The organism is Hydrogenophaga sp., assembly GCF_011390835.1.
Taxonomy (GTDB): domain Bacteria; phylum Pseudomonadota; class Gammaproteobacteria; order Burkholderiales; family Burkholderiaceae_C; genus Hydrogenophaga.
Genome location: NZ_JAABRQ010000004.1, coordinates 80366 through 100205, shown reverse-complemented (window position 1 = coordinate 100205; position 19840 = coordinate 80366). Strand labels below are relative to the sequence as shown.

15 protein-coding genes are annotated in these 19840 nt (G+C 66.3%); 9 read left to right on the top strand and 6 right to left on the bottom strand.

All coding sequences use genetic code 11. The features are described from left to right. Nucleotides 1–11 precede the first annotated feature (11 nt). The gene (locus GPT34_RS04370; protein ID WP_291010032.1) at nucleotides 12–620 is read right to left on the bottom strand and encodes a TetR/AcrR family transcriptional regulator; all 609 of its coding nucleotides are present in this window, start codon (nucleotides 618–620) and stop codon (nucleotides 12–14) included. A gap of 253 nt (nucleotides 621–873) precedes the next feature. Between GPT34_RS04370 and GPT34_RS04365 the strand changes: the two genes are divergently transcribed. From GPT34_RS04365 to GPT34_RS04355, 3 genes are all read left to right on the top strand, one after another. Then, complete coding sequence (locus GPT34_RS04365; RefSeq protein ID WP_291010031.1) at nucleotides 874–1017, top strand: hypothetical protein; 144 nt, start codon at nucleotides 874–876, stop codon at nucleotides 1015–1017. A 196-nt stretch (nucleotides 1018–1213) separates the two neighbouring features. After that, nucleotides 1214–1594: a VOC family protein gene (locus GPT34_RS04360; protein ID WP_291010030.1), complete on the top strand. Its 381-nt coding sequence runs from the start codon at nucleotides 1214–1216 to the stop codon at nucleotides 1592–1594. Between the two features lie 24 nt (nucleotides 1595–1618). Then, entirely contained in the window at nucleotides 1619–2227 is a 609-nt protein-coding gene (locus tag GPT34_RS04355; RefSeq protein WP_291010029.1) for a class I SAM-dependent methyltransferase, read from the top strand. Between the two features lie 166 nt (nucleotides 2228–2393). Here GPT34_RS04355 and GPT34_RS04350 read toward each other — a convergent pair whose 3' ends face one another. Beyond that, entirely contained in the window at nucleotides 2394–3662 is a 1269-nt protein-coding gene (locus GPT34_RS04350) for an MFS transporter (RefSeq protein WP_291010098.1), read from the bottom strand. A gap of 414 nt (nucleotides 3663–4076) precedes the next feature. Between GPT34_RS04350 and GPT34_RS04345 the strand changes: the two genes are divergently transcribed. After that, nucleotides 4077–4460: a DUF4398 domain-containing protein gene (locus GPT34_RS04345; protein ID WP_291010028.1), complete on the top strand. Its 384-nt coding sequence runs from the start codon at nucleotides 4077–4079 to the stop codon at nucleotides 4458–4460. Nucleotides 4461–4588: 128 nt separating this feature from the next. Further along, the gene (locus GPT34_RS04340) at nucleotides 4589–5524 is read left to right on the top strand and encodes an OmpA family protein (protein ID WP_291010027.1); all 936 of its coding nucleotides are present in this window, start codon (nucleotides 4589–4591) and stop codon (nucleotides 5522–5524) included. A gap of 26 nt (nucleotides 5525–5550) precedes the next feature. Here the strand turns inward: GPT34_RS04340 and GPT34_RS04335 are convergent, their stop codons facing one another. From GPT34_RS04335 to GPT34_RS04325, 3 genes are read right to left on the bottom strand one after another with little or no spacing between them, the layout of a single operon-like run. Beyond that, on the bottom strand, nucleotides 5551–6483 hold the full coding sequence (locus GPT34_RS04335) for an alpha/beta fold hydrolase (protein WP_291010026.1): 933 nt from the start codon (nucleotides 6481–6483) through the stop codon (nucleotides 5551–5553). Next, a complete protein-coding gene (locus GPT34_RS04330) occupies nucleotides 6483–7931 on the bottom strand; it encodes a GntP family permease (RefSeq protein WP_291010025.1) in 1449 nt (482 codons plus the stop codon). The genes GPT34_RS04335 and GPT34_RS04330 overlap by 1 nt, the downstream gene beginning before the upstream one ends. Then, nucleotides 7928–9046, bottom strand: a complete 1119-nt coding sequence (locus tag GPT34_RS04325) for a patatin-like phospholipase family protein (protein WP_291010024.1) — start codon at nucleotides 9044–9046, stop codon at nucleotides 7928–7930. Before GPT34_RS04325 ends, GPT34_RS04330 begins: the two co-directional genes overlap by 4 nt. A 121-nt stretch (nucleotides 9047–9167) precedes the next feature. Between GPT34_RS04325 and dinG the strand changes: the two genes are divergently transcribed. From dinG to GPT34_RS04305, 4 genes are all read left to right on the top strand, one after another. After that, nucleotides 9168–11522 (top strand): ATP-dependent DNA helicase DinG, encoded by a 2355-nt coding sequence (gene dinG / locus GPT34_RS04320; protein WP_291010023.1) that lies wholly within the window; start codon nucleotides 9168–9170, stop codon nucleotides 11520–11522. Nucleotides 11523–11622: 100 nt separating this feature from the next. Then, nucleotides 11623–12093 carry a CopD family protein gene (locus GPT34_RS04315; protein WP_291010022.1) on the top strand — a complete coding sequence of 157 codons (471 nt, stop codon included), beginning with the start codon at nucleotides 11623–11625 and terminating at the stop codon, nucleotides 12091–12093. Between the two features lie 124 nt (nucleotides 12094–12217). Next, a complete protein-coding gene (locus GPT34_RS04310; protein ID WP_291010021.1) occupies nucleotides 12218–12616 on the top strand; it encodes a response regulator in 399 nt (132 codons plus the stop codon). Nucleotides 12617–12736: 120 nt separating this feature from the next. Beyond that, entirely contained in the window at nucleotides 12737–13921 is a 1185-nt protein-coding gene (locus tag GPT34_RS04305; RefSeq protein ID WP_291010020.1) for an ATP-binding protein, read from the top strand. Between the two features lie 28 nt (nucleotides 13922–13949). Here the strand turns inward: GPT34_RS04305 and GPT34_RS04300 are convergent, their stop codons facing one another. Beyond that, entirely contained in the window at nucleotides 13950–19652 is a 5703-nt protein-coding gene (locus GPT34_RS04300; protein WP_291010019.1) for a PAS domain S-box protein, read from the bottom strand. Nucleotides 19653–19840 lie beyond the last annotated feature (188 nt).

Here is a 19840-nt window from a genome sequence, read left to right as displayed (position 1 = left end):
TTCTTCCGCACTCAGGCACTCAGCCCGGCGCGCAACACTTGAAACACCGGCGGCGCTTGCGCCCGCATCGCGGCCACATCGCCGCTCACCAGCGCCTGCATCACCAAGCCCTGAATCGCGCCCATGAACAGCACCGTGGCCGAAGCCAGATCGGTGCTCGGCGCGAGCCGCCCCTGCTCTTTCGTGCGCTTCAACAGGCCGAGCAGCAGCAGGCGGTAGTCGTGCATCAGCCGGCGCACATGCGACTTCAGCAGCGTGTCCTGCGGCCGCTGCAACTCCTGAAACACCAGGCGCGGCAGGCCCGGGTGTTCAATCACAAACGCCACATGCGCGGCAAACACCGCCTCCAGCGCTTTCAAGCCATCGACAGCGTGCGACTCTGCGGCTAGGGCCAGGCTCGCGAGCAAGCGCTCACTTGAATCGTCCAGCACCGCCAGCCAGATCGCCTCTTTGCTCTCGAAATGGCGAAACACTGCGCCCTGCGTCACGCCGATGGCCTGCGCCAATTGCGCCGTGGTCACCTCCGCCGGGCTGCGCTCGGCAGCCAGCGCCAGCGCCGCCGCGATCAGGCTAGCCTGTCGCAATTCGGTGGGCTGTTTGATGGTGGAGGGCGTGGACATAGTGATTAATGTAATTCAGTAATTACTGATATTCAAGTGATGCCATGCCACCTATTTGGGAGACAGCGCCCGCCGCCCGCCCAGCCGACAAGTCGAGCGCGGTCGAGGTCCGCCTTGACCAGCTGTGAGATTTCGCCGGCGCACCGCCACGGCCGGCCCTTCATGCCCGAAGCGCGGGCCGAGCGGACTGAGCTGGACGGCTCGGTGCGCGCGCCACTCAAGAGGCTGCTCGCCAAACGGCTGGACAATCCCGATGCGCCCGGCGGCGCTACCGCTGCCGGCGATCGAAGCCGCGCTCAAAGGCAAAGGCCCCAGAAAAAAAGGCCTGCCCCGCATCCTCGACACGCTGGAAACGCTGGTACGGGCGCGGCTTGAAGCCGAAGGCTGGCGGGACTGAGCGGGTTGGCAGCGCCATCCAGCTTGAAGCGAGGCTTCACGCCAGCCCTCCCGCGAACCGCCCCGCCAGCTGGGTGGCGATGCAGCGGCAAAGGCCGTGTCCCTGAGCACAAGTGACCGGCCGGTGAGTGACCGCCCGGTAACATCGAGCCCGTGTTCACACCGCCCCCTGTGGGGCAACCAAAGGAGATAGACCCTTGTTCAGCCATGTCATGGTCGGCGCAGCCGACCTCGAAAAATCCCGTCGGTTTTACGACGCCGTGTTAGGCACGCTGGGCATCGGCCCCGGGGTGGCCAACGCCAGCCGCTATTTCTACCGCAGCCCCACCGGCACCTTCGGCATCACCACGCCAATCAACGGCGAGAGCGCATGCCACGGCAATGGCAGCACGATCGGATTTCAGGTCGATTCACCCGAGCAGGCCGATGCCTTTCATGCTGCCGGCATGGCCCACGGCGGCACCACCTGCGAAGACCCGCCGGGCCTGCGCGGCACCCTCGGCGCGCAGATGTACCTGGCCTATCTGCGCGACCCCGATGGCAACAAGATCTGTGCGCTGCACCGCGTGCCGCGCTGACGTGCACCACCCAGGCATCCGTCCTTGAAATCGACCAGCGCGGCCACCTTCGACGAGGCGTATTACCAGCGTTTCTATTTCGACAAGAAGACCAGCGTGGTCGACCCCCAGCACATGGAGCGGCTGGGAGCTTTTGTCTGCAGCTACCTGCAGTACCTGCGCCTGCCGGTGCACCGGGTGCTCGATGTGGGTTGCGGCATCGGGCTTTGGAAAACCATCGTGGCGCGGCATTTCCCGCTGGCCACGTACCACGGCGTTGAGTTCAGCCCTTACCTGTGCGAGCGCTATGGCTGGGAACCCGGTTCGGTTGTCGATTACCGCGCCGAGGCACCGTTCGACCTGGTGATCTGCCAGGGTGTGCTGGCTTATCTGAACCCGGGTGATCTGAAGCGCGCTTTGCACAACCTGGGACAGCTCTCGCACGGCGCGCTGTACTTGGAGGCCTTGTCGCGGGAAGACTGGGAACAAGGCATTCTGGACGAAGACCTGACCGACCCAGGCCTGTTCCGGCACCGAGCCGCGCTCTACCGGCGCGGGCTGGACGAAGGCTTCACGCCTCAGGGTGGCGGCCTGTGGCTCAGCCGCCAGGCCGAAGTGCCGCTGTTTGCGCTGGAGACGCTGAGCCAGGGTTGAAGCCTCGCCCGCGCACGCCGTTTCTGCCTACCGGCCCGGTGCGCCAGCCCGGCTGGAAGTTCATCGGTCTGTTGGTGCCCGCCCCGATGAATTCGAGCTTGGCGAGGTGGTCGAAAATCGCGGCGACCTCTGCATTTTCCGCTGCGGTGAGCTGGAACAACCCATTTCAGCGCGTTTCTTGTACCCGTTGCGGTCCCTCCGCCAGCAGCAGCAGCGGCGAGCGGGGCAGCCAGCGAAACGCGGTGGAGCCCAGCGCCAGCAGCGCACCGATGGTGATCATGACCGCGCGGTAGGGCTCGATGCCCTGGCCCTGCGCCCAGTTCGCCACCTGGCCGGTGAGCCACTGCACCAGGCCGACGCCGAGAAACATCGCCATGGTGAACACGGATAGCGCGCGCCCGGTCAGGTCGGGCGGGTAGGACGAGCGCACGTCAGAGTACTGCAGCACCGCATAGCCCGAGAGCACCGAGACGCCCAGCACCAGCGCGATGTTGAGCGCGGCGTGGTGCACCAGCCCCACGCCGAGGTAGAGCGCGGCGACCAGCAGGGAGAAGTTCACGATCCAGGTGCGCCGGCGCGTTGGGCCGGGGTCGAAGCGGCCAAATATGGCCGGGGCAAACAGCGAGATGAGCGACATCACCAGCGCCATGTGGCCGCTCTCGACCAACGTGAACGCGTAACGGTCGATCAGCATGGGCGCGATCCATAGGCCGCGCAGCGCTAGGAACGAGGCGTAGGCGACCATGCCGAGCAACAGGATGCCCAGCGTGTGCGGCAGCAGAAACAGCGCGCCGAAGCGGCGCACCGCGACGCCCCAGCGCTCGCGTTCGGGCGCAGCACCCGCCATGGCGGGCTCGTGCACCCGGCGCCAGATCAGCAGCCACGCCAGCACAGACAAGCTGGCGAGCAGCGCAAAGCCGCTGCGCCAGCCCCAGCGCTCCACCAGCCAGGCCAGGGGGGTGCCGGTGAGCAGCAGACCCGTGCCCCCAATGCCCAGGCCAATGCCCGAGACAAATGCAAAACGCGAGCTCGGGAAGTGCCGGGAAATGAACACGGTGCAGGCCAGAAAGGCCGGCGCGCAGCCCACGCCAATCAGCAGCTGCCCTATCAGCAGCCAGCGGTAGCTGGGGGCCGCAGCCGACAGGGCCGCACCCGCGACGGCCAGCGGGAAGGCCGTGAGCACCGTGCGCCGCAGGCCATACAGGTCCATGCCGATGCCCATGAAAAACTGTGTGACGCCAAATGACAGGCCGAACAGCCCGGCAAACGCACCCAGCGAGGCAGGCGTCAACCCAAAGTCGCCCTGCAGGCTGGGCGCCATGATGGCGGTGACGGTGCGGTAGGCCTGGCTGAGTGCAAACGCCGACAACAGCGCCAGCAGCATGGCCCACAGGGTGGATTGGGATGGCGTTGGGGCGGGTGTGGCGCTGCCCAGGTGGGCGTTCGCGGGGGCGAACTCGGCGTTGGGAGTTGTCACGGGCGTGAGGCAATCGGGTGGGGAGCCGGCGTGGCAGACACTTGGCGAAGCGCTGAGCCTACATGTTGCCTGGCGCGAGGCTTGTCGCGCCAGCAGCTTGGACCGATTGTGTCGATGGCTTGCGCGCGGCCCGCGCTGATGCTGGTCATGGCAGTGCAGGGCACAGCGCACCAAGGCGTTGGCTCGGGCTGGCTAAACTTTGCAAATATGAGCATCTAAATGGGCATAAATAGACTTGGGTTGTCGAAGATGAAGTCGTAGAGTTGATTCACTCATCCAGTGGGGATGGCCAGCGAACTGCTGTGCCTCGCCTTGTGCCCGCCTCCGGCCTGCTCTGCTCGATGGTCCTTTCACCCACGGAGCCTTCGCAACATGACCCAGAACAACAACACCCCTTTCCGCCGCCGCGCCACCGCCGTGCTGGCATTGTCCAGCGCGCTGTTTCTCGGCGCCTGCGCCACCAACGCCGTGACGCCGACGGCCGAATTGTCGATGGCGCGCGCCTCCATTACCCGGGCCGAGGCGGCCGGTGCTGGTCAGCTGGCGCCGGTGGAGCTGCTGGCTGCGCGCGAAAAACTGGTGCGTGCCGAGGCTGCCATCCGGGCCGAGCAGTTCGGTGAGGCGCGCCGCCTCAGCGAGCAGGCCGCGGCCGACGCCGATCTGGCCGAGCGAAAGTCGCGTGCCGACAAGGCGCGTCGCATGGCTGCCGAGCTGGGCCGTTCCAACGATACGCTGCAGCAAGAAATCAAGAAGTGATGGCCGGAGGCTGCCCTCGGGTTGCCGTCCCGCCGTTCATTGCGGCTACCGCCATGTCGCCACAGCCCCTACGAATCTCCAGCGCGCGCCACGCCCGCGCCGGCCACCGTCTCCACAAGGAAATCCTCATGATCCGTAACCGTTTCACCTCCGTCGCCGCCCTGGCTGCACTCCCCCGTGTGCGCCTGGCTCTGGTGCCTTCCGCCGCCCTGCTGCTGTTCGCCTGCGCCTCGACGCCGCCACCCAACAACCCTACGCTCAATGAAGCGCGTGCGCTGTACAACCAGGCGGTGAACGACGAGAGCACGGCCCGATCGGCTCCGCTGGAGCTGCGTAAGGCCCAGCAGGCCTTGCAGCAAGCTGAAGCAGCGCTCAAGGCGGGTAAGGACCCCAGTGCGGTGGATCACTATGCTTACCTGGCCCGCCAGCGCGCCGCCACCGCCATGCAGTCCGGTGTGATCGCTCGCGCCGAGGCTTCGGCCACGGAGTCCACCGCCGACCGCGGACGCATCCTGATGGAAGCCCGGGCGCGGGAAGCCGAAGCGAGTACCGCTGCAGCGATCAAGGCGCGCGAGGAAGCCCAGCGCGCGCTGGCTCAGGCAGAACAGGCGCGCATGGACGCCGAGAAGCAGCTGGCCCTGACCGAGACTGCCCGCGCCCGGGCCGCCAAGCTTCAACAGGAACTGGCCGACCTGCAAGCCAAACAGACCGACCGCGGCATGGTGCTGACGCTGGGCGATGTGCTGTTCGACACCGGCCGCGCCGAGCTCAAGTCGGGGGCGTTCAGCACGGTGGATCGCCTGGCGAACTTCCTGCGCGAGAACCCGGAGCGCATGGTGGCGATCGAGGGCCATACCGACACGGTGGGCAGCGAAAGCTACAACCTCGCCCTGTCCGAGAAGCGAGCCGAGGCGGTGCGCACCGCGCTGTTGAGCCGCGGCATCGCAGGCATACGGGTCACTTCCAAAGGCATCGGTGAGTCGACGCCTGTGGCCAGCAACGCTACGGCCGAAGGCCGCCAGCGAAACCGCCGCGTGGAAATCATCATCGCTGACGCAAAGTAAGCGATCACTGGGTCTGAGAGGCCACGTCACCCGCTGAGGGTGACGTGGCCTTTTTCCTGCTGAGTCGGCTCAGGTGCAGGTCGTCCATGCGGTGAGGTCGCGCCGAGCAGGAATTCGAGCACCGCCTGCTCGGCCTGCGCCGGATCGGCAAAACCTTCGTGGGTGCCGGTGAGCTCGAGCAGGCTGGCTCGGGCCGGGCCTTTATGTTGCATCAGGGCGCGGGCGTCAGCCACTGGCACGGTGCTGTCTTGTCGCCCGTGCAGCAGCAGCACCGGGCAGCGCGCCTGAGGCAGCGTGGTCAGTGGCGCGATGAAGTCGAAACGGGTGCCGATCACGGCTTCCACATAACGGTTGATGCCCCAGCCCAGCGGCCAGTAGGGCACGCTCACGGCAGCTAGCCAGCGCCTCATCACCTGCTCCGGGTGGGCAAAGGCCGATACGCTCACCGCAGCGGCCAGCCCTGGCCGGCGCGAGGCCACCAGCAGCACCGCCGCCGCGCCGACCGAGTGGCCGATGGCGGCCAGGCGCTGTGCATCCACGCCGGGCTGCTGGCCCAGCCAGTCGAGCGCGGCGTCGAGGTCTTCGGCGAAAGCCGGCAGGGAACTGTGGCCGCCCCGGTCGCTGCGGCCGTGGTTGCGCGATTCGGGCAGTAACACGCCAAAACCCGTGCGGGTTATCGCCTGCGCGGCGGGCAGCAGTGTGCTGGCGTTGCCGCCCCAGCCGTGCAACAGCACCGCCGCGGGGGCGGGCGGCGAGGCGGCTTCGGGCGGCGGCAGGTACCAGGCAAAGAGATGCAGGCCGCCCTGCGTCGGGATGCGCACCGCCTGCGCGGTCAGCCCGAGGTCGGCGGGTTGCGTGCCTTCGATGCTGGCTCGCGGCGCCAGCCCGCGGTGCAGGGCGTAGCGCGCGCCCACCAGACCCACCCCCACCAGCCCCAGGCCGATCCACAGCGCCTGCATCAGAAACTGCCGAAGGCGCTGCCCAGCACCACGACCAACACCAGCGCCAGCACCGGGATGGCCACCGCGACCATGAAGATGTCGCCGTAGGACTGGCGGTGCGACAGGCCACAGATGCCCAGCAGGGTGATGACCGCGCCGTTGTGCGGCAGAGCGTCCAGGCCGCCGGTGGCGATGGCGGTGACGCGGTGCAGCAGATCGGGGGCAATCCCGGCGGCTTGCCCCATGGCGAGCCAGGTCTCGCCCAGGGTTTGCAGCGCGATGCTCATGCCGCCGGAGGCTGAGCCAGTGATGCCCGCCAGGATGTTGACCGCGATCGACAAGCTGACCAATGGGTTGTCGGGCGCTATGCCCAGTACCGCATCGCGGATGAGGGCGAAGCCCGCCAGCGACGCAATCACCGCGCCAAAGCCCACCTGCGATGCGGTGTTGAGCAGCGGCAGCACCGAGCCGGTGGCCCCGGCTTCCAGGGTGTGCCGCAACCGGGGTAGGCGCGCCCGCTGCAGCAGCACCAGCAGCACGATGGCGGCGGCCAGCGCGGTGATGACGGCCCAGATGCCGCGCAGGGTGTCGATGCGGGTGGCGCCAAAGCGCGCCTCGATCAGGTAGCCGGTGTCCAGTCGCGGCAACAGCCAGGTGGCCAGCAGGTAGTTCAGCACGATGACGAGAACAATCGGCGAGAGGGACAGCCCCAGGCTGGGAGGCTCTGGTGGCGCGGCGAATGGCGCGTTGGCGGCAGTCGCAGCGCCCTGGGGTGCGCGGCTGGCCGGGTCCTGCAAGACTGTTGTGCCGGCTGATTCATGCTGGCCATAGCCTTCGCCGCGCCCGCGGGCGCTGGCGGCCCGGCGCACTAGCCAAGCAGTGCCCAGTACCAGCATCACGGCACCCCCGATCAGACCCAGACCGGGCGCGGCAAAGGGCGTGGTGCCGAAAAAGGGCATCGGGATGGCGTTTTGAATCGCGGGCGTGCCCGGCAGTGCCGTCATGGTGAAGGTGAAGGCACCGAGCGCGATGGTGCCGGGGATCAGGCGCTTGGGGATGTCGGCCTGGTGAAACAGGGCGGCCGCAATCGGGTAGACCGCAAACGCCACGACGAACAGGGAGACGCCGCCGTAGGTGAGCACGGCGCAGGCCAGCACGATCGCCAGGATGGCGCGCTGCGGCCCGAGCGCGCGCGTGATGCCCTTGGCGATGGCCTGGGCAGCGCCGGAGTCTTCCATCAGCTTGCCGAATACCGCGCCCAGCAGGAACAGCGGAAAGAACGCGATCACGAAGCCGCCCAGTGCCGGCATGAACACCTGCGTGTAACTGGCCAGCAGCGGCGTGTCGGGGCTCAGGGCTGCGGCGAGCAAGGCCATCAGCGGCGCCAGTAGCAGCACGCCCACGCCCCGGTAAGCCAGCGCCATGAGCAGCACCAGCGCCAGCGCGATGCCCAGGATGCTGCTCATGGGCGCTTGGGTGTGAGCATGTGCTCGATTTCGTGGCTGGTGCGCACACCGATGTCGCGCCGGTGGCGGTGCCACCACTGGTCGGCAGCGGCGTAGCCCATGTCGTGCAGTTCGTTCAGGAAGCTGGCACTGGTCTGGGTCTTGCTACCAGCACCCAGCGGCGCGAGCAGGGTACCGCCGTCGATCAGGTGCAGGCGCAGCGCTTCCACGCGCCCGAACAGCGGGTTGCGGTAGTGATGAGCAGGCCGGTCTTCGTCGGCAATTAGCTGGCGCAGCAGGGCGATGGAGCGCAGCTCTTTGAGCAGGCTGGCGTTGAAGGTGATTTCGTTGATGCGCTCAAGGATGTCGGAGGCCTGGGTCGGCAGCTCGGTGCGCTCTCGCGGGTTGATCTGCACCAGCAGCAGATCGTCGGCATCGGTCTCGCCGATCAGCGGCATGAGCACCGGGTTACCGGCGTAGCCACCGTCCCAGTAGGCCTGTCCCTCGATTTCCACGGCCTGGAACAGCAGCGGCAGACTGGCCGAGGCGAGCACCATGTCAGCGGTGAGCTCACCCTGGCGGAAGATGCGCAGCTCGCCTGTGGCCACCTGCGTCGCGGCGATGAAGAGCTGGGTGCGGTCGCAGGCGCGCACCGCCTCAAAGTCCACCGTGTGGGCCAGGATGTCGCGCAGCGGGTTGAGGTTGAGCGGGTTGAGCTGGTAGGGCGAGAGCTGGCTGCCCAGGTACTGGCCGAACTGCTGCAGTGGCGCGATCCACGGTTTGATCCAAGGGTTGTTGGGGCCGAAGATCGCGCCCAGCGGCCCGTCGTCCAGCCGGTTGAACGGGGATGCATCGGCCACCCGGGTCCAGAAGCGGCGCAGTGCGACCCGCGCGCCCTCGCGCCCGCCCTCCATCAGGCCAGCGGCCAGTGCCACCGCGTTCATCGCGCCCGCGCTGGCGCCGCTGATGCCGGCAATCTCCAGCCGCTCGTCTTCCAGCAGCCGGTCGAGCACGCCCCAGGTGAAAGCGCCGTGGGAGCCGCCGCCCTGCAAGGCGAGGTCGATGCGCAGTCGGCCTTTTTTGGCGGGACGCGATGAGCGGGCGGGGCGGGAAGCGGGTGGGGTGGTGCGTGGCATGCAGGACTCCGGGGAACAGGACGTTGCCATTGTGCAGCGCAGCAGCGGCGCGGAGGCCAACACCCTGGCGGTCATACCCGGAACATCCGTCTGGGACAATGCTGGGTTGACCCGCCCGAACATGACCGACCCAACCGTTGTTTCCTCCGCCCACGACGCCGTGGCGCCCGCCAGCCCGCCACGTGGCCCGCTGGCGCGCGAGGCCCTGGCGCTGGCCGCGTTTGACCACCTGGTGGACAACTCGCCCGGCTTTCGTGCACGCGCTGGCCAGCGCGAGATGGCGGCGCACATCGCCGAGACCCTGAGTCTGGTCGACTGGCCCAGCGGGGAGGACAAGGCGTCGAACAACGCGGCGGATGCACAGCCGGGCGAGCGCGCCATTGCGGTGGTGCAGGCTGGCACCGGTGTGGGCAAGTCGGCGGCTTACGCGGCCACCGTCATCCCGCTGGCGCTGGCGCACCAGAAGCGCGTGATCCTGTCGACCGCCACGGTGGCGCTGCAGGAGCAGCTCATGGTCAAGGACTTGCCGGCGCTCTCGGCCGCCTTGCCGCAGCCCTTCAGTTATGCGCTGGCCAAAGGGCGCGGCCGCTATGTGTGCCGCCTCAAGCTGGACCAGCTGAGCGGCGGCGACGCCGCCAGCGCCGACCTGTTCGAAGGCGACGACGCGCCCGACAGCGCCAGCCAGACACCGGACGCATTGGCAGCCCACACCGTGGCCAGCGCCGCAGCCAGCGCACGCGCGGCCGAGCGCTGGACCGAGCGGGCACAGCAATACTCGCAGTGGACCGCGTCGCTGGACAGCGGCGCCTGGGACGGCGACCGCGATCAGCTGGCCGACCCACCCGAGGCCGAGCTCTGGAGCCCGGTGGCCGCCGAGCGCCACACCTGCACCGCGCGCCACTGCCCCAGCTACAACAGCTGCAGCTACTACCAGGCGCGGGCGCGTCTGGCGCAGGCGCAAGTGATCGTGGTCAATCACGACCTGCTGCTATCCACCCTGGGCCTGCACGCTTTGCCGGCGCCGGAAGACTGCTACATCGTGTTCGACGAAGCGCATCATCTGGGCGCCGTTGCGCAAGGCCAGTTCACCGAAAGCATGGATCTGATGCGCAGCCAGTGGCTGGACCGTCTGCCGCGCGCGGTGGAGGAAGTGGCCAGCGCTTTGCAGCACACGCCGGGTGTGGATGTGTCGGCCTTTGCCAGCGAACTCAAACGCGCCCAGGCCGAGCTGGCGCGCCTGGCCATGGCCCGCGTGGGCGCATTGCCTGCCTGGGACCAGCTGACCGGCCGCGCCTCCCGCGCCCCGGTTTCGCGCGGAGGATTTGACAGCGCCAGCGCGCCGGTGATCGAGCGCTTCGAAGGCGGTGCGCTACCGCCCGAATGGACCGAGACCGTGGCGCAGCTGCACACGCGATCCAGCGCCTTGCTCAAGGTGATGGAGGCGCTGGCCACGCAGCTCAAGGCGATGGCGCGCGAGAACCCGGGCGATGCGGCGCGCTGCGCCAAGCTCTACAGCCGCCTGGGCGTGCTCGCGCCGCGCCTGCAACACCTGCAGGCCACGGCCGAGCTCTGGCTGCAGGAGCCTCTGGCTGGCCAGCCGCCGCTGGCCAAGTGGTTGGAAGCGGGCATTCAGGGCGGTCTGGTCACGCTCACCGCCCACGCCTGCCCATTGCAGCCGGGTAGCCTGCTGCGCAACCACCTCTGGCGCCACGTGCGCGCGGCGGTGGCCACTTCCGCCTCGCTCACCACCTGCGGCAGCTTCGACCATTTCCTGCACGAGTCGGGTCTGGCGTTTGACGACGCGGCCAAAGCGCGCGAGGTGCAAAGTCCGTTTGACCACGCGCGCCAGGGTCGACTGGTGGTGGTGCAGACACGCGCCGACCCGAAAGATGTGGAGGCGTATTCGCGCGAAATGCTCGACGCGCTGATGGACGACCTGGGCCAGGTGCAGCGCGGCGCGCTGGTGCTGTTCACCTCGCGCGCGCTGATGCGCCGCGCGCAGGAGCTGCTGGAGCGCGGCCTGCACGGCGCGCTGCGAGATCGGGTGCTGGTGCAAGGCGAAGCCTCGCGCACGCTGCTCATCCGGCGCCACGCCGAACGCGTGGCCGAGGGCCGGGCGTCCATCCTATTCGGCCTGCAGTCGTTTGGCGAAGGGCTGGATTTGCCGGGCGAGCTGTGTGAATGGGTGTTCATCACCAAGCTGCCCTTTGCTTCGCCCAGCGACCCGGTAGGCCAGGCGCGCGCCGACTGGCTCAAGGAGCAGGGCCGCGACCCGTTCAGCGAGCTGGTGGTGCCGGCGACCGGCGCGCGGCTATTGCAGTGGACGGGTAGGGCCTTGCGCACCGAGGCCGACGAGGCGGTGGTCGTTTGCTACGATGCGCGGCTGCTGCGCCAATCCTATGGACGGCGCATGTTGCAGGGACTGCCGCCCTACCGGCTGCAGCGCCGGCAGGACGGTGTGCTGAGCGACGTCTGAGGTTGAAACCCGCGCACCTGCGCGGGTCGCCTCCCTTTCCCGGTGGGGCGGCTTCGGCTTGAGGCGCCCGGTGCCAAAACTTCTTCATCCAAGGAAACCCATGATCTACGCCGCCCTCAAGCTTGCCCACCTGCTCGCCATCATTGTCTGGATTGGCGGCATGGTGTTCGCCCATTTCTTTCTGCGACCGGCCACGCTCGCGCTGGAGCTACCGGTGCGGGTGCGACTGATGCACGATGCGCTCGGCCGCTTTTTCAAGGCGGTGCTGGTCGCCGCTGTGATCGTGCTGGCCAGTGGCCTTTGGATGATTGGCAGGGTGGCCAAGGAATCTGTGCAGGCCGGGCTGGGCTTCAACATGCCGCTGAACTGGACCATCATGGCCGCGCTGGGCATCCTCATGATCGCGATCTTCGGCCATATCCGCTTTTCGCTGTTCAAGCGCCTGGGCAAAGCGGTGGCGGCTAGCGACTGGGCCGCTGGCGGCACCGTGCTCGCCAGCATCCGCACCTGGGTGAGCATCAACCTTGCGATCGGGGTGGCCATTGTCGCGATCACACTGTTGATGTATTGAATCGATTAGGTCTGGGCCCGGCAATGGGTTCACCCGCCGTCCAGCACGTGGTCCACCTGGTCGGGCATCTCCGGCAGATCGATCCCCTGTTACCGGCTTCTCTAGATTCACAGAGGTAGAGTCAGTGAGCAAAACCGTCATCGTCATTGACGACAACGAAGACGATCTTCTCTTTGCCCAGATCAGCGTTCAGCGCTGCGGGCACCCGGCAGATATCAAACAGTTTTTTCGGGCGCAAGACGCGCTGGCGTTTCTGGCCTCTGGCGAGCTGGTCGAGCCGGCTCTGGTGTTGCTGGACATCAACATGCCCGTCATGAACGGCTTCGACTTTCTCGATGCTTACGAGCAACTGCCGATCGCCAGTCGGGCCAACGTGATGGTGGTGATGCTGACCTCATCCATCGACCAACGCGACCGTCAACGCGCATTTTTCTACGCTTCAGTCAAGGACTACTTGCGCAAACCGATCGAACGCAGCCAGGTGGCCAATCTGCTTCAAAGGCTGGATACCCTGGGGTCATGAAACCTCGCCTTTGTTCGCGCGGAGGCGCCTTTCCCAGCTCTCGGACCCCGCTTTCTTTTTGTATGAAGGATCGGTTGGATGACTGAAAAAGAGCTTCTCCCGGCAAACGCCGACGCTGTAATGGGAAGTCCTGACATCCTGGTCGTGGACGACGATGTGGTGGTGATCCAGGCGATGGCCAGTCATCTGAAGACCATCGGACGACTGCGCTTTGCAACCGATGGCTTGAATGCCTTGCGGCTCATGCGTGAGTCCGTGCCCGACCTGATTCTGCTCGACGCTCAGATGCCTGGCCTCACGGGTTTTCAGCTCCTGGACGAAAAGCGTGCCGATCCCCGGCTGGCCGATGTGCCCGTGATCATGATCACCAATCTCTCGGGCGAGGAGCATGAGCAAATGGGCCTGGAGAAAGGCGCGGCCGACTTCCTTGCCAAGCCCGTCAACCCGTCCATTCTGAGGGCCAGGGTCTTGACACAGTTGCGGCTTGCCCACGCAAACAGTGTGCTCAAGCGGCTCTCCGTGATGGACCGGCTCAATCTAGCCGCTGCCATGGAAGAGCTGCGTGCAAGCAACGCAAACTTGCAGAAAACCGTGGACGAACTCGCGGCCACGAACGGGCGGCTGTCTCAGTTTGTCCGGATCGCTTCTCACGACCTGCGCGAGCCGCTGAACACCGTCGATCAGTTCGCCGGCCTGATTGAGGAAGATGATGGCCCCAACCTGTCAGACAGCGGCAGGCAGTACCTTCGCCTGGTGCGAAAGGCCGGTGCGCGTATGCGTACCCTGCTCGATGATGTGGTGAACTACGCCCAGCTCGATGTGGACCTCGACGAGAGCATGACCACGGTGTCCTTGCAGACGCTGATGGAGGACTTGAGAGATGCCTTGGCCGCCCGGCTGGATCAAACGCGGGCGGTGCTGGTGGTGGAGCCGCTGCCAGAAGTCGTGGGGCATGGCAGCCTGCTCGCCGTGGTGTTCCAGAACTTGCTGACCAACGGCTTGAAGTTTGTGGGGAAGGATCAACCGCCCAGCATCCATGTGTCGTCGACGCAGTCCGATGAGGATGTGGTAATCGAGTTCCGGGACAACGGCATCGGCATCCATCCCGAGGATCAGGCCAGGATCTTCGAACCTTTTGTTCGCCTGAGCCGCAAGCAGGAGTTCGATGGGACCGGCCTGGGCCTGACTCAGGCCCGCAAGATCATCGAGGCGCACGGGGGCACGCTGAGTGTGTCGTCTCGTCCAGCCGTCGGACCGGGGACCACCTTCAAAGTGGTGTTGCCCAAGCGGCCCCTGAGCCGCTGAGCAAGGGCCGAGGCCGGGTCGCCGGCCATCAAGGCTGGGCCAGCACCTGCAGCAGCTTGAATGCCCGGGCAAAGTCCAGTGCCTGCATGGACCTCTCCAGTTCACCCGCGGCATCCGCACCCATGGCTGCGCCGAGCGACGCCTTCAGCTCGGTGTACAGGCTCAGCGCCGCCAGGTCCTGTGCGTTCAACAGGTGCGCCAAGCGCGCCACCGCGGCCTGTTCGACCGGTGCTGCTGAGCTGTCGGCAGACGCTGGCGCGCTGAAAGCCTGCTGTGTCGCCAGCATGTCTTGAATGCCCTGCACCAGGTGGCTGAGCGCTGCATTCAGTTCCAGCACGCGCTGCACCGCATCGTCGGTGCCATCCAGAAGCGCTCGCTCGGCCGCTGTCGCGCTGTTGAGCACCTCGCGCGCGCGCACCGAGCCCGCGCTGCCCCTGAGTTTGTGTATCCGTTCGGTGAGCGTCTTCCTGGCCTCGGGCGCTAACAGCCAGGGCCCCACATCGGCCGCCGTTCGCAGCTGAAGCAGATCGCCAAAATCGTTGGCGATCCACCCCAGCACCCGGATGAACAGGTCCAGGTCGTGGTTCAGCCGGACGGCCGTGCCCTCCGCCTCGATTCCCGCCACGCGAGGAAACCTCACAGGCGCAGGCTCAGCCTCGGTCTTCGAGCCCTTCGTGGCGCTGTCATGCGCTGCGGCAGGGGACTTTTGACCCCGGATCCACTGCAGCAGGGTGGCGACCAGGCGATCAAGATCGAAGGGCTTGCCCACGTGGTCGTTCATGCCAGCCTCCAGGCATGCTGCGCGGTCGCTGGTCATGGCGTTTGCGGTCATGGCGATGATGGGCAGCTCCGCCGCGCTCACCCGGCCCCGGATTTCGCGCGTCGCCATCAGGCCGTCCATCACCGGCATCTGCATGTCCATCAGCACCGCGTGGTACGGCTGGCCGGCGGTCATGGCGGCCTGCACCGCCTCCACCCCGAGCAGACCGTTGTCGGCAATGTCCACCGCGGCGCCCTGGGCGCTGAGCAGTGCCTCGGCCACCTCCTGGTTGATGGCGTTATCCTCCACCACCAGCAGGCGAATGCCGGCCAGTGGACGTGCCACCTCGGACGGCGAGGGTTTGCCATGCGCCACTTCGACCGTCCCGCTCGGCGGCCTGGCGTTTTGCATGGCATCGAACAGCATGGACGCGGTCACGGGCTTGACCAGGTAGCTGTCAATCAGGTTCTGGACCTCGGCGGTTTGCTGCGCCAGCATTTCGCGACCGTGGGCGGTGACCATCATGATCACTGGCGAGGTCGCAGCCGTTGACACATTGGCAGGCTGCGAGCGTATGCGCGCACTGGCCTGCCAGCCGTCCATGCCGGGCATCTGCCAGTCCATGAACACGGCCTGGTAGGGCTCGCCTCGCCGGGCGCGCTCGTCGACCAGCGCCAGCGCGGCCTCACCGCCGTCGGCCGTCTCCACCGTCCAGCCCAGCGACTGGCCCATGGTCAGCATCAGCTCACGGGCCACCGGGTTGTCGTCCACCACCAGCACGGGCATACCGGCTGTGTTTTGCGGCGCCAGAGCATCCGACTGCTCAGGCGCTGGCAGCCGCGCGACATGGCCCGGCTTGGCGTCGAGGACGGGTAGCAGCAAGGTGAACGAGAAGGTGCTGCCCTGGCCCAGGGCACTGTGCAGCTCCAGCTGGCCGCCCATCATCTCGACGAGCCGGCGGCAGATGGACAAGCCCAGCCCGCTGCCCCCAAAGCGCCGGGTGGTGGAGGCTTCGGCCTGGGAAAAGCCGGTGAAGATCTTCTGCTGGTTCTCCGGCGCGATGCCGATGCCACTGTCTTTCACGGCGAAATGCACCCGGGCGCGCTGCTCTGGTCCTTCGCCCTCGATGGCCTCCAGCCGCACACCCAGCACCACCTCACCGCGCGAGGTGAACTTGATGGCGTTGCCGCCCAGGTTGATCAGGATTTGCTGCAGCCGCAGGCTGTCGCCCAGGAGCTCGCGCGGCACGCGCGGGTCGATGTCGAACAGCACCTCCACTGGCTTGTTGCCCAGGCTGGCCGAGAAAATCACCGACAGGTCACGCAGCAGGCGGTCGAGACCGAAGGGCTGGACGTCCAGCGTCATCTTGCCGGCCTCGACCTTGGAGAAGTCCAGGATGTCGTTGAGCAGCCCGAGCAGCGACTTGGCCGCGCCCTCGGTCTTGCTCACATAGTCCATCTGGCGCGGCTGCAGCTCGGTGGTTTGCAGCAGCTTGAGCATGCCCAGGATGGCGTTCATGGGCGTTCGAATTTCGTGGCTCATGTTGGCCAGGAAGTCCCCTTTGGCGCGTGAAGCTTCCTGCGCCTGCTCCTTGGCCGTTACCAGGTCGGTGATGTCGATGCGAAAACCCACCGTGTGACCATCGGGCATGCGGCGTTCGACGATGCGCAGGGTGCGGCCGTTACGGTGCTTTTGCAGCATCTCGCTGTTACTGGCCCGGTGACGCTCCAGCCGCTCAGCCACCCAGGCGTCGACACGGCCGATTGCCTCCTCATAGTGCCCCAACTCGGCACCAGCGCGCACCAGCGACTCGAAGGGTACGCCTGGCTCCATCAGATGGGCCACGTCCGCGTACACCTCACGGTACCTCTCGTTGCAGAAGACCAGCCGGTCCTGCGGGTCGTACAGCACAAAGGCCTCGCCCACCGCACCGATGGCGCCGCGCAATAAAGCCTCGCTTTGGGCTACTTTTTCCTGCGCCTGTTTGCCAGCTGTGATGTCCACATAGGCTATGACCACGCCAAAGTCGTCGTGCGCTACCGGCATGGCGCTGACCGAAAGCCACACGCTGTGCCGGTCGGTGACGACTTGCATCACCTCGTCGTGCACCGCGGTACCTTGTGTCAGCGCGCGCACGCTGGGAAATTCTTCCACCGGCATGGGGCTGCCGTCTTCGCGGTTGATCTGCCATTCCTTGCCGTCGTAGTCGCGCGCCAGGTGCTCGGCTTTGCTGATGCCCAGCAGCCGCTCCGAGGCCGGGTTGCAGTCCACGATGTGCCCCTGGGGGTCGGTCAACGAGATGCCCACGGGCAGGATGTCGTAAATCGCTCGCAGGCGCACTTCTTCCGCAGCGATCCTGCGTTCTCGTTGGCGTTGCTCGGTGACGTCGAAATTGACACCGACCATGCGCAAAGCCTGGCCCTGGTTGTCGCGCTGCACCCTTGCGGTGCCATGCAGGTGGTGCACCGAGCCATCGGGCCAGACGGTGCGGAACTCGACGTCGAATTCCCGCTCTCCCGCCAAAGCGTCTTCCAACGCCTTGACCGAATCGGCCATGTCATCGGGGTGCAGGCTGCTGATCCACAGCTCGAATGGAACCAGTGCGTCGTTCGCCTGGCGACCGTAGAGCTGGTACATGCGATCGTCCCATTGCAGGGTGTTGTTGGGGACGTCAAAAATCCACACGCCAATGCCGCCCGACTGGGTGGCCAGTTCAATGCGGTCGCGCGCGGTTTGCAGCTCCAGTTGCTGGCGCATTTGCTCGGTGCTGTCGCGGGTGGTGCCACGATAGCCCTTGAAAACCCCGAAGGAGTCGATAACGGGAGAGCCGCTGATCGCGTAGTAGCGAACTTCGCCACTGGGCAGCACGCGCCGGTACTCGAAGTTGCGAAAGCTCTCGCGCCGTTCGTGCACCGCGATGTGGGCTTCCCAGTCCCCGCTTACGGGTGTGACACCCACCATTTCCCAGCGCCGTTTGCCCAAGTTGGATTGGCTGAGTGCGCGGTAATTTTCGGTGTCGCGGGTGGCCACGAAGTTGGAAAAGCGGTTGTGCTCGTCGGTTTCCCAATACCAGTCGGAGGCCACATTCAGCAGCTCCTTGAAAAGATTTTGACTCTCCATCAGGCTGTTTTCGGCTTCTTTGCGCTGGGTGATGTCGCTTTCAATGGTCATGAAGCCGGTGTGCTGTCCGGCGGTGTCGAACAAGGGCTGTACTTCCACCTCTAGCCAGTGAAACCGGCCCTGTTTGGAGCGGTTGAGAATTTCGACGTGACAGGACCTTGCGTCCGCCAGAGCGGCGTCGATCTCGGCCATCGTGGCCTGGTCCGTCTCGGGGCACCGGACTCTGCTGCCCAGCTTTTCGCCTGCGACGTCCGCCAAGGTGTAACCGGTCATGCGGGTGAAGCCTGCATTGACCCACTCGATGTGGCCCTGTGCATTGGTCACCACGACCGCGTTGCTGGTGGCGCGCACCACCCGGGCCAGCAAATCGAGCTCTTGCTGCTGCCGGTTGGATTCCAGCACCGCCTGCACCAGGCGCTCATTGGTCTCGCGCTCCTGGGTGATGTCCAGTGCAATCTCGATAAAGCCGGTGATTCGACCGGCCCCGTCGCGGATCGGCTGAACCTCGGTGTCGACCCAGTATTCCCGGCCGTCCTTGGCCCTGTTGAGGATTTCGACGCGGCAGCCCACGCCGCGCTCGGCACAGTCTCGCAGCGTATTCAGCGTCTGTGCGGCAGCCTTGCCGCTGCCGAGCAACTCGCTGGGGGTTTTTCCTTGTGCCTCTTCAGGGGTGTAGCCAGTCACTCGGGTGAAGCCGCCGTTGACCCAGGTGATGCGAAGCTGGGCGTCGGTCATCAGCACCGAGTTGGCGGTGCGCTGAGCTACAAGGGCCAGCTTCTCCAAGTCTGCCATCATGCCCTGGGCTCTCCCCTCGGCCCTGGCGCGGCCGGTCGCCTGCAGCCACAGAACCCAGGCCAGCAGGCTGCTGAGGACCAGGCCCGAGAGGCCTATTCCATAGACCAGCCCACGGTTGGCGGTGGCCTCGAAGGCGGGTGTGGTGTGCGCTTGCAGGACCAGCCCGGACGAACCGGTGACCAAGGGTCGTTCTGCGCGAAGCCAGGCGCTTTCGTTCGCCGTTCCGACGCTGAAGAGCGGCTCGCTGACTTTACCGGCGGTTTTGTCGACGATGCTGATATGCAAGTCGGTCCCGAGCAGTAGGGCCTCAGAGGGTTGCAGCAGCTCTTGCAGCACGATGGGCGAATAGGTCATGCCGCGCAGGGCGGCCAGGCGCTGCTCCGGGGTGTCCAGCGGCAGGCCGGTGCGGTACACCGGCATGTAGAGCAGGAAACCCGGGCGCGACAACTGGTCCTGAACCAGCTGAATCACGCCAGTGAGCGCCGGCTGGCCGTTGCGGGCGGCGCGCTCGGCGCCCTCGCGCCGCACGGCCTCGGAGCCGATGTCCAGTCCCAGCGCGCTGCGGTTGCGCTCCAGGGGCTCGATGTACTTGATGACGTACAGATCCGGTTGCTCGGCCTGGGCCAGGCTGCGTATCTGGAAGTCGGGCGCGTCATCGGAGCGCTCGCGTTCGACAAACGCGTCCAGCTCAGTGCGGGGCACGCGCTCAATGAAGCCCATGCCGCGCACACCCGGAAACTCACTCTCCATGTTGCGCGAGTCCACATACTGCCGGAACTCGGCGCGGCTGACTTCTTCGCTGGCGGCATACACGCCGCGTGCACCCATCAGCCCATGGACGGGCAGCTTGAAGCGCCGTTCGATGTCATCCGACACCCGAAGCACTTCGTTGTTGAAGCGGGCCTGCAGCCGTTCACTCTGGTAGTTGTGCACAGCCAGCGTCAGCAAGGCGGTGAGGATCAGGCCCAGCAGCCACAGCGCGAACACCCAGACTTGAGGCGGGCCGTTTTCTTCGCTTGCGGGGGTGAGCGTGCGGCTCTGATGGGGAAACGGCATGTGCTTCAGGTTTTTTGCCCAGGCGATGTCACTCTGAACCCTTGCCCTGATGCATGGAGGCTGGAGGGTCGGCGGCAGGCCATGGTCTTGGCCCGACTGATGAGATATCGACGCCAGTTTGCCTCAACTTGAGCGGACGGCATGTGGGCGATGGGGCCGGGCAGCCTGTGAGGCTTGTACCAAGACGC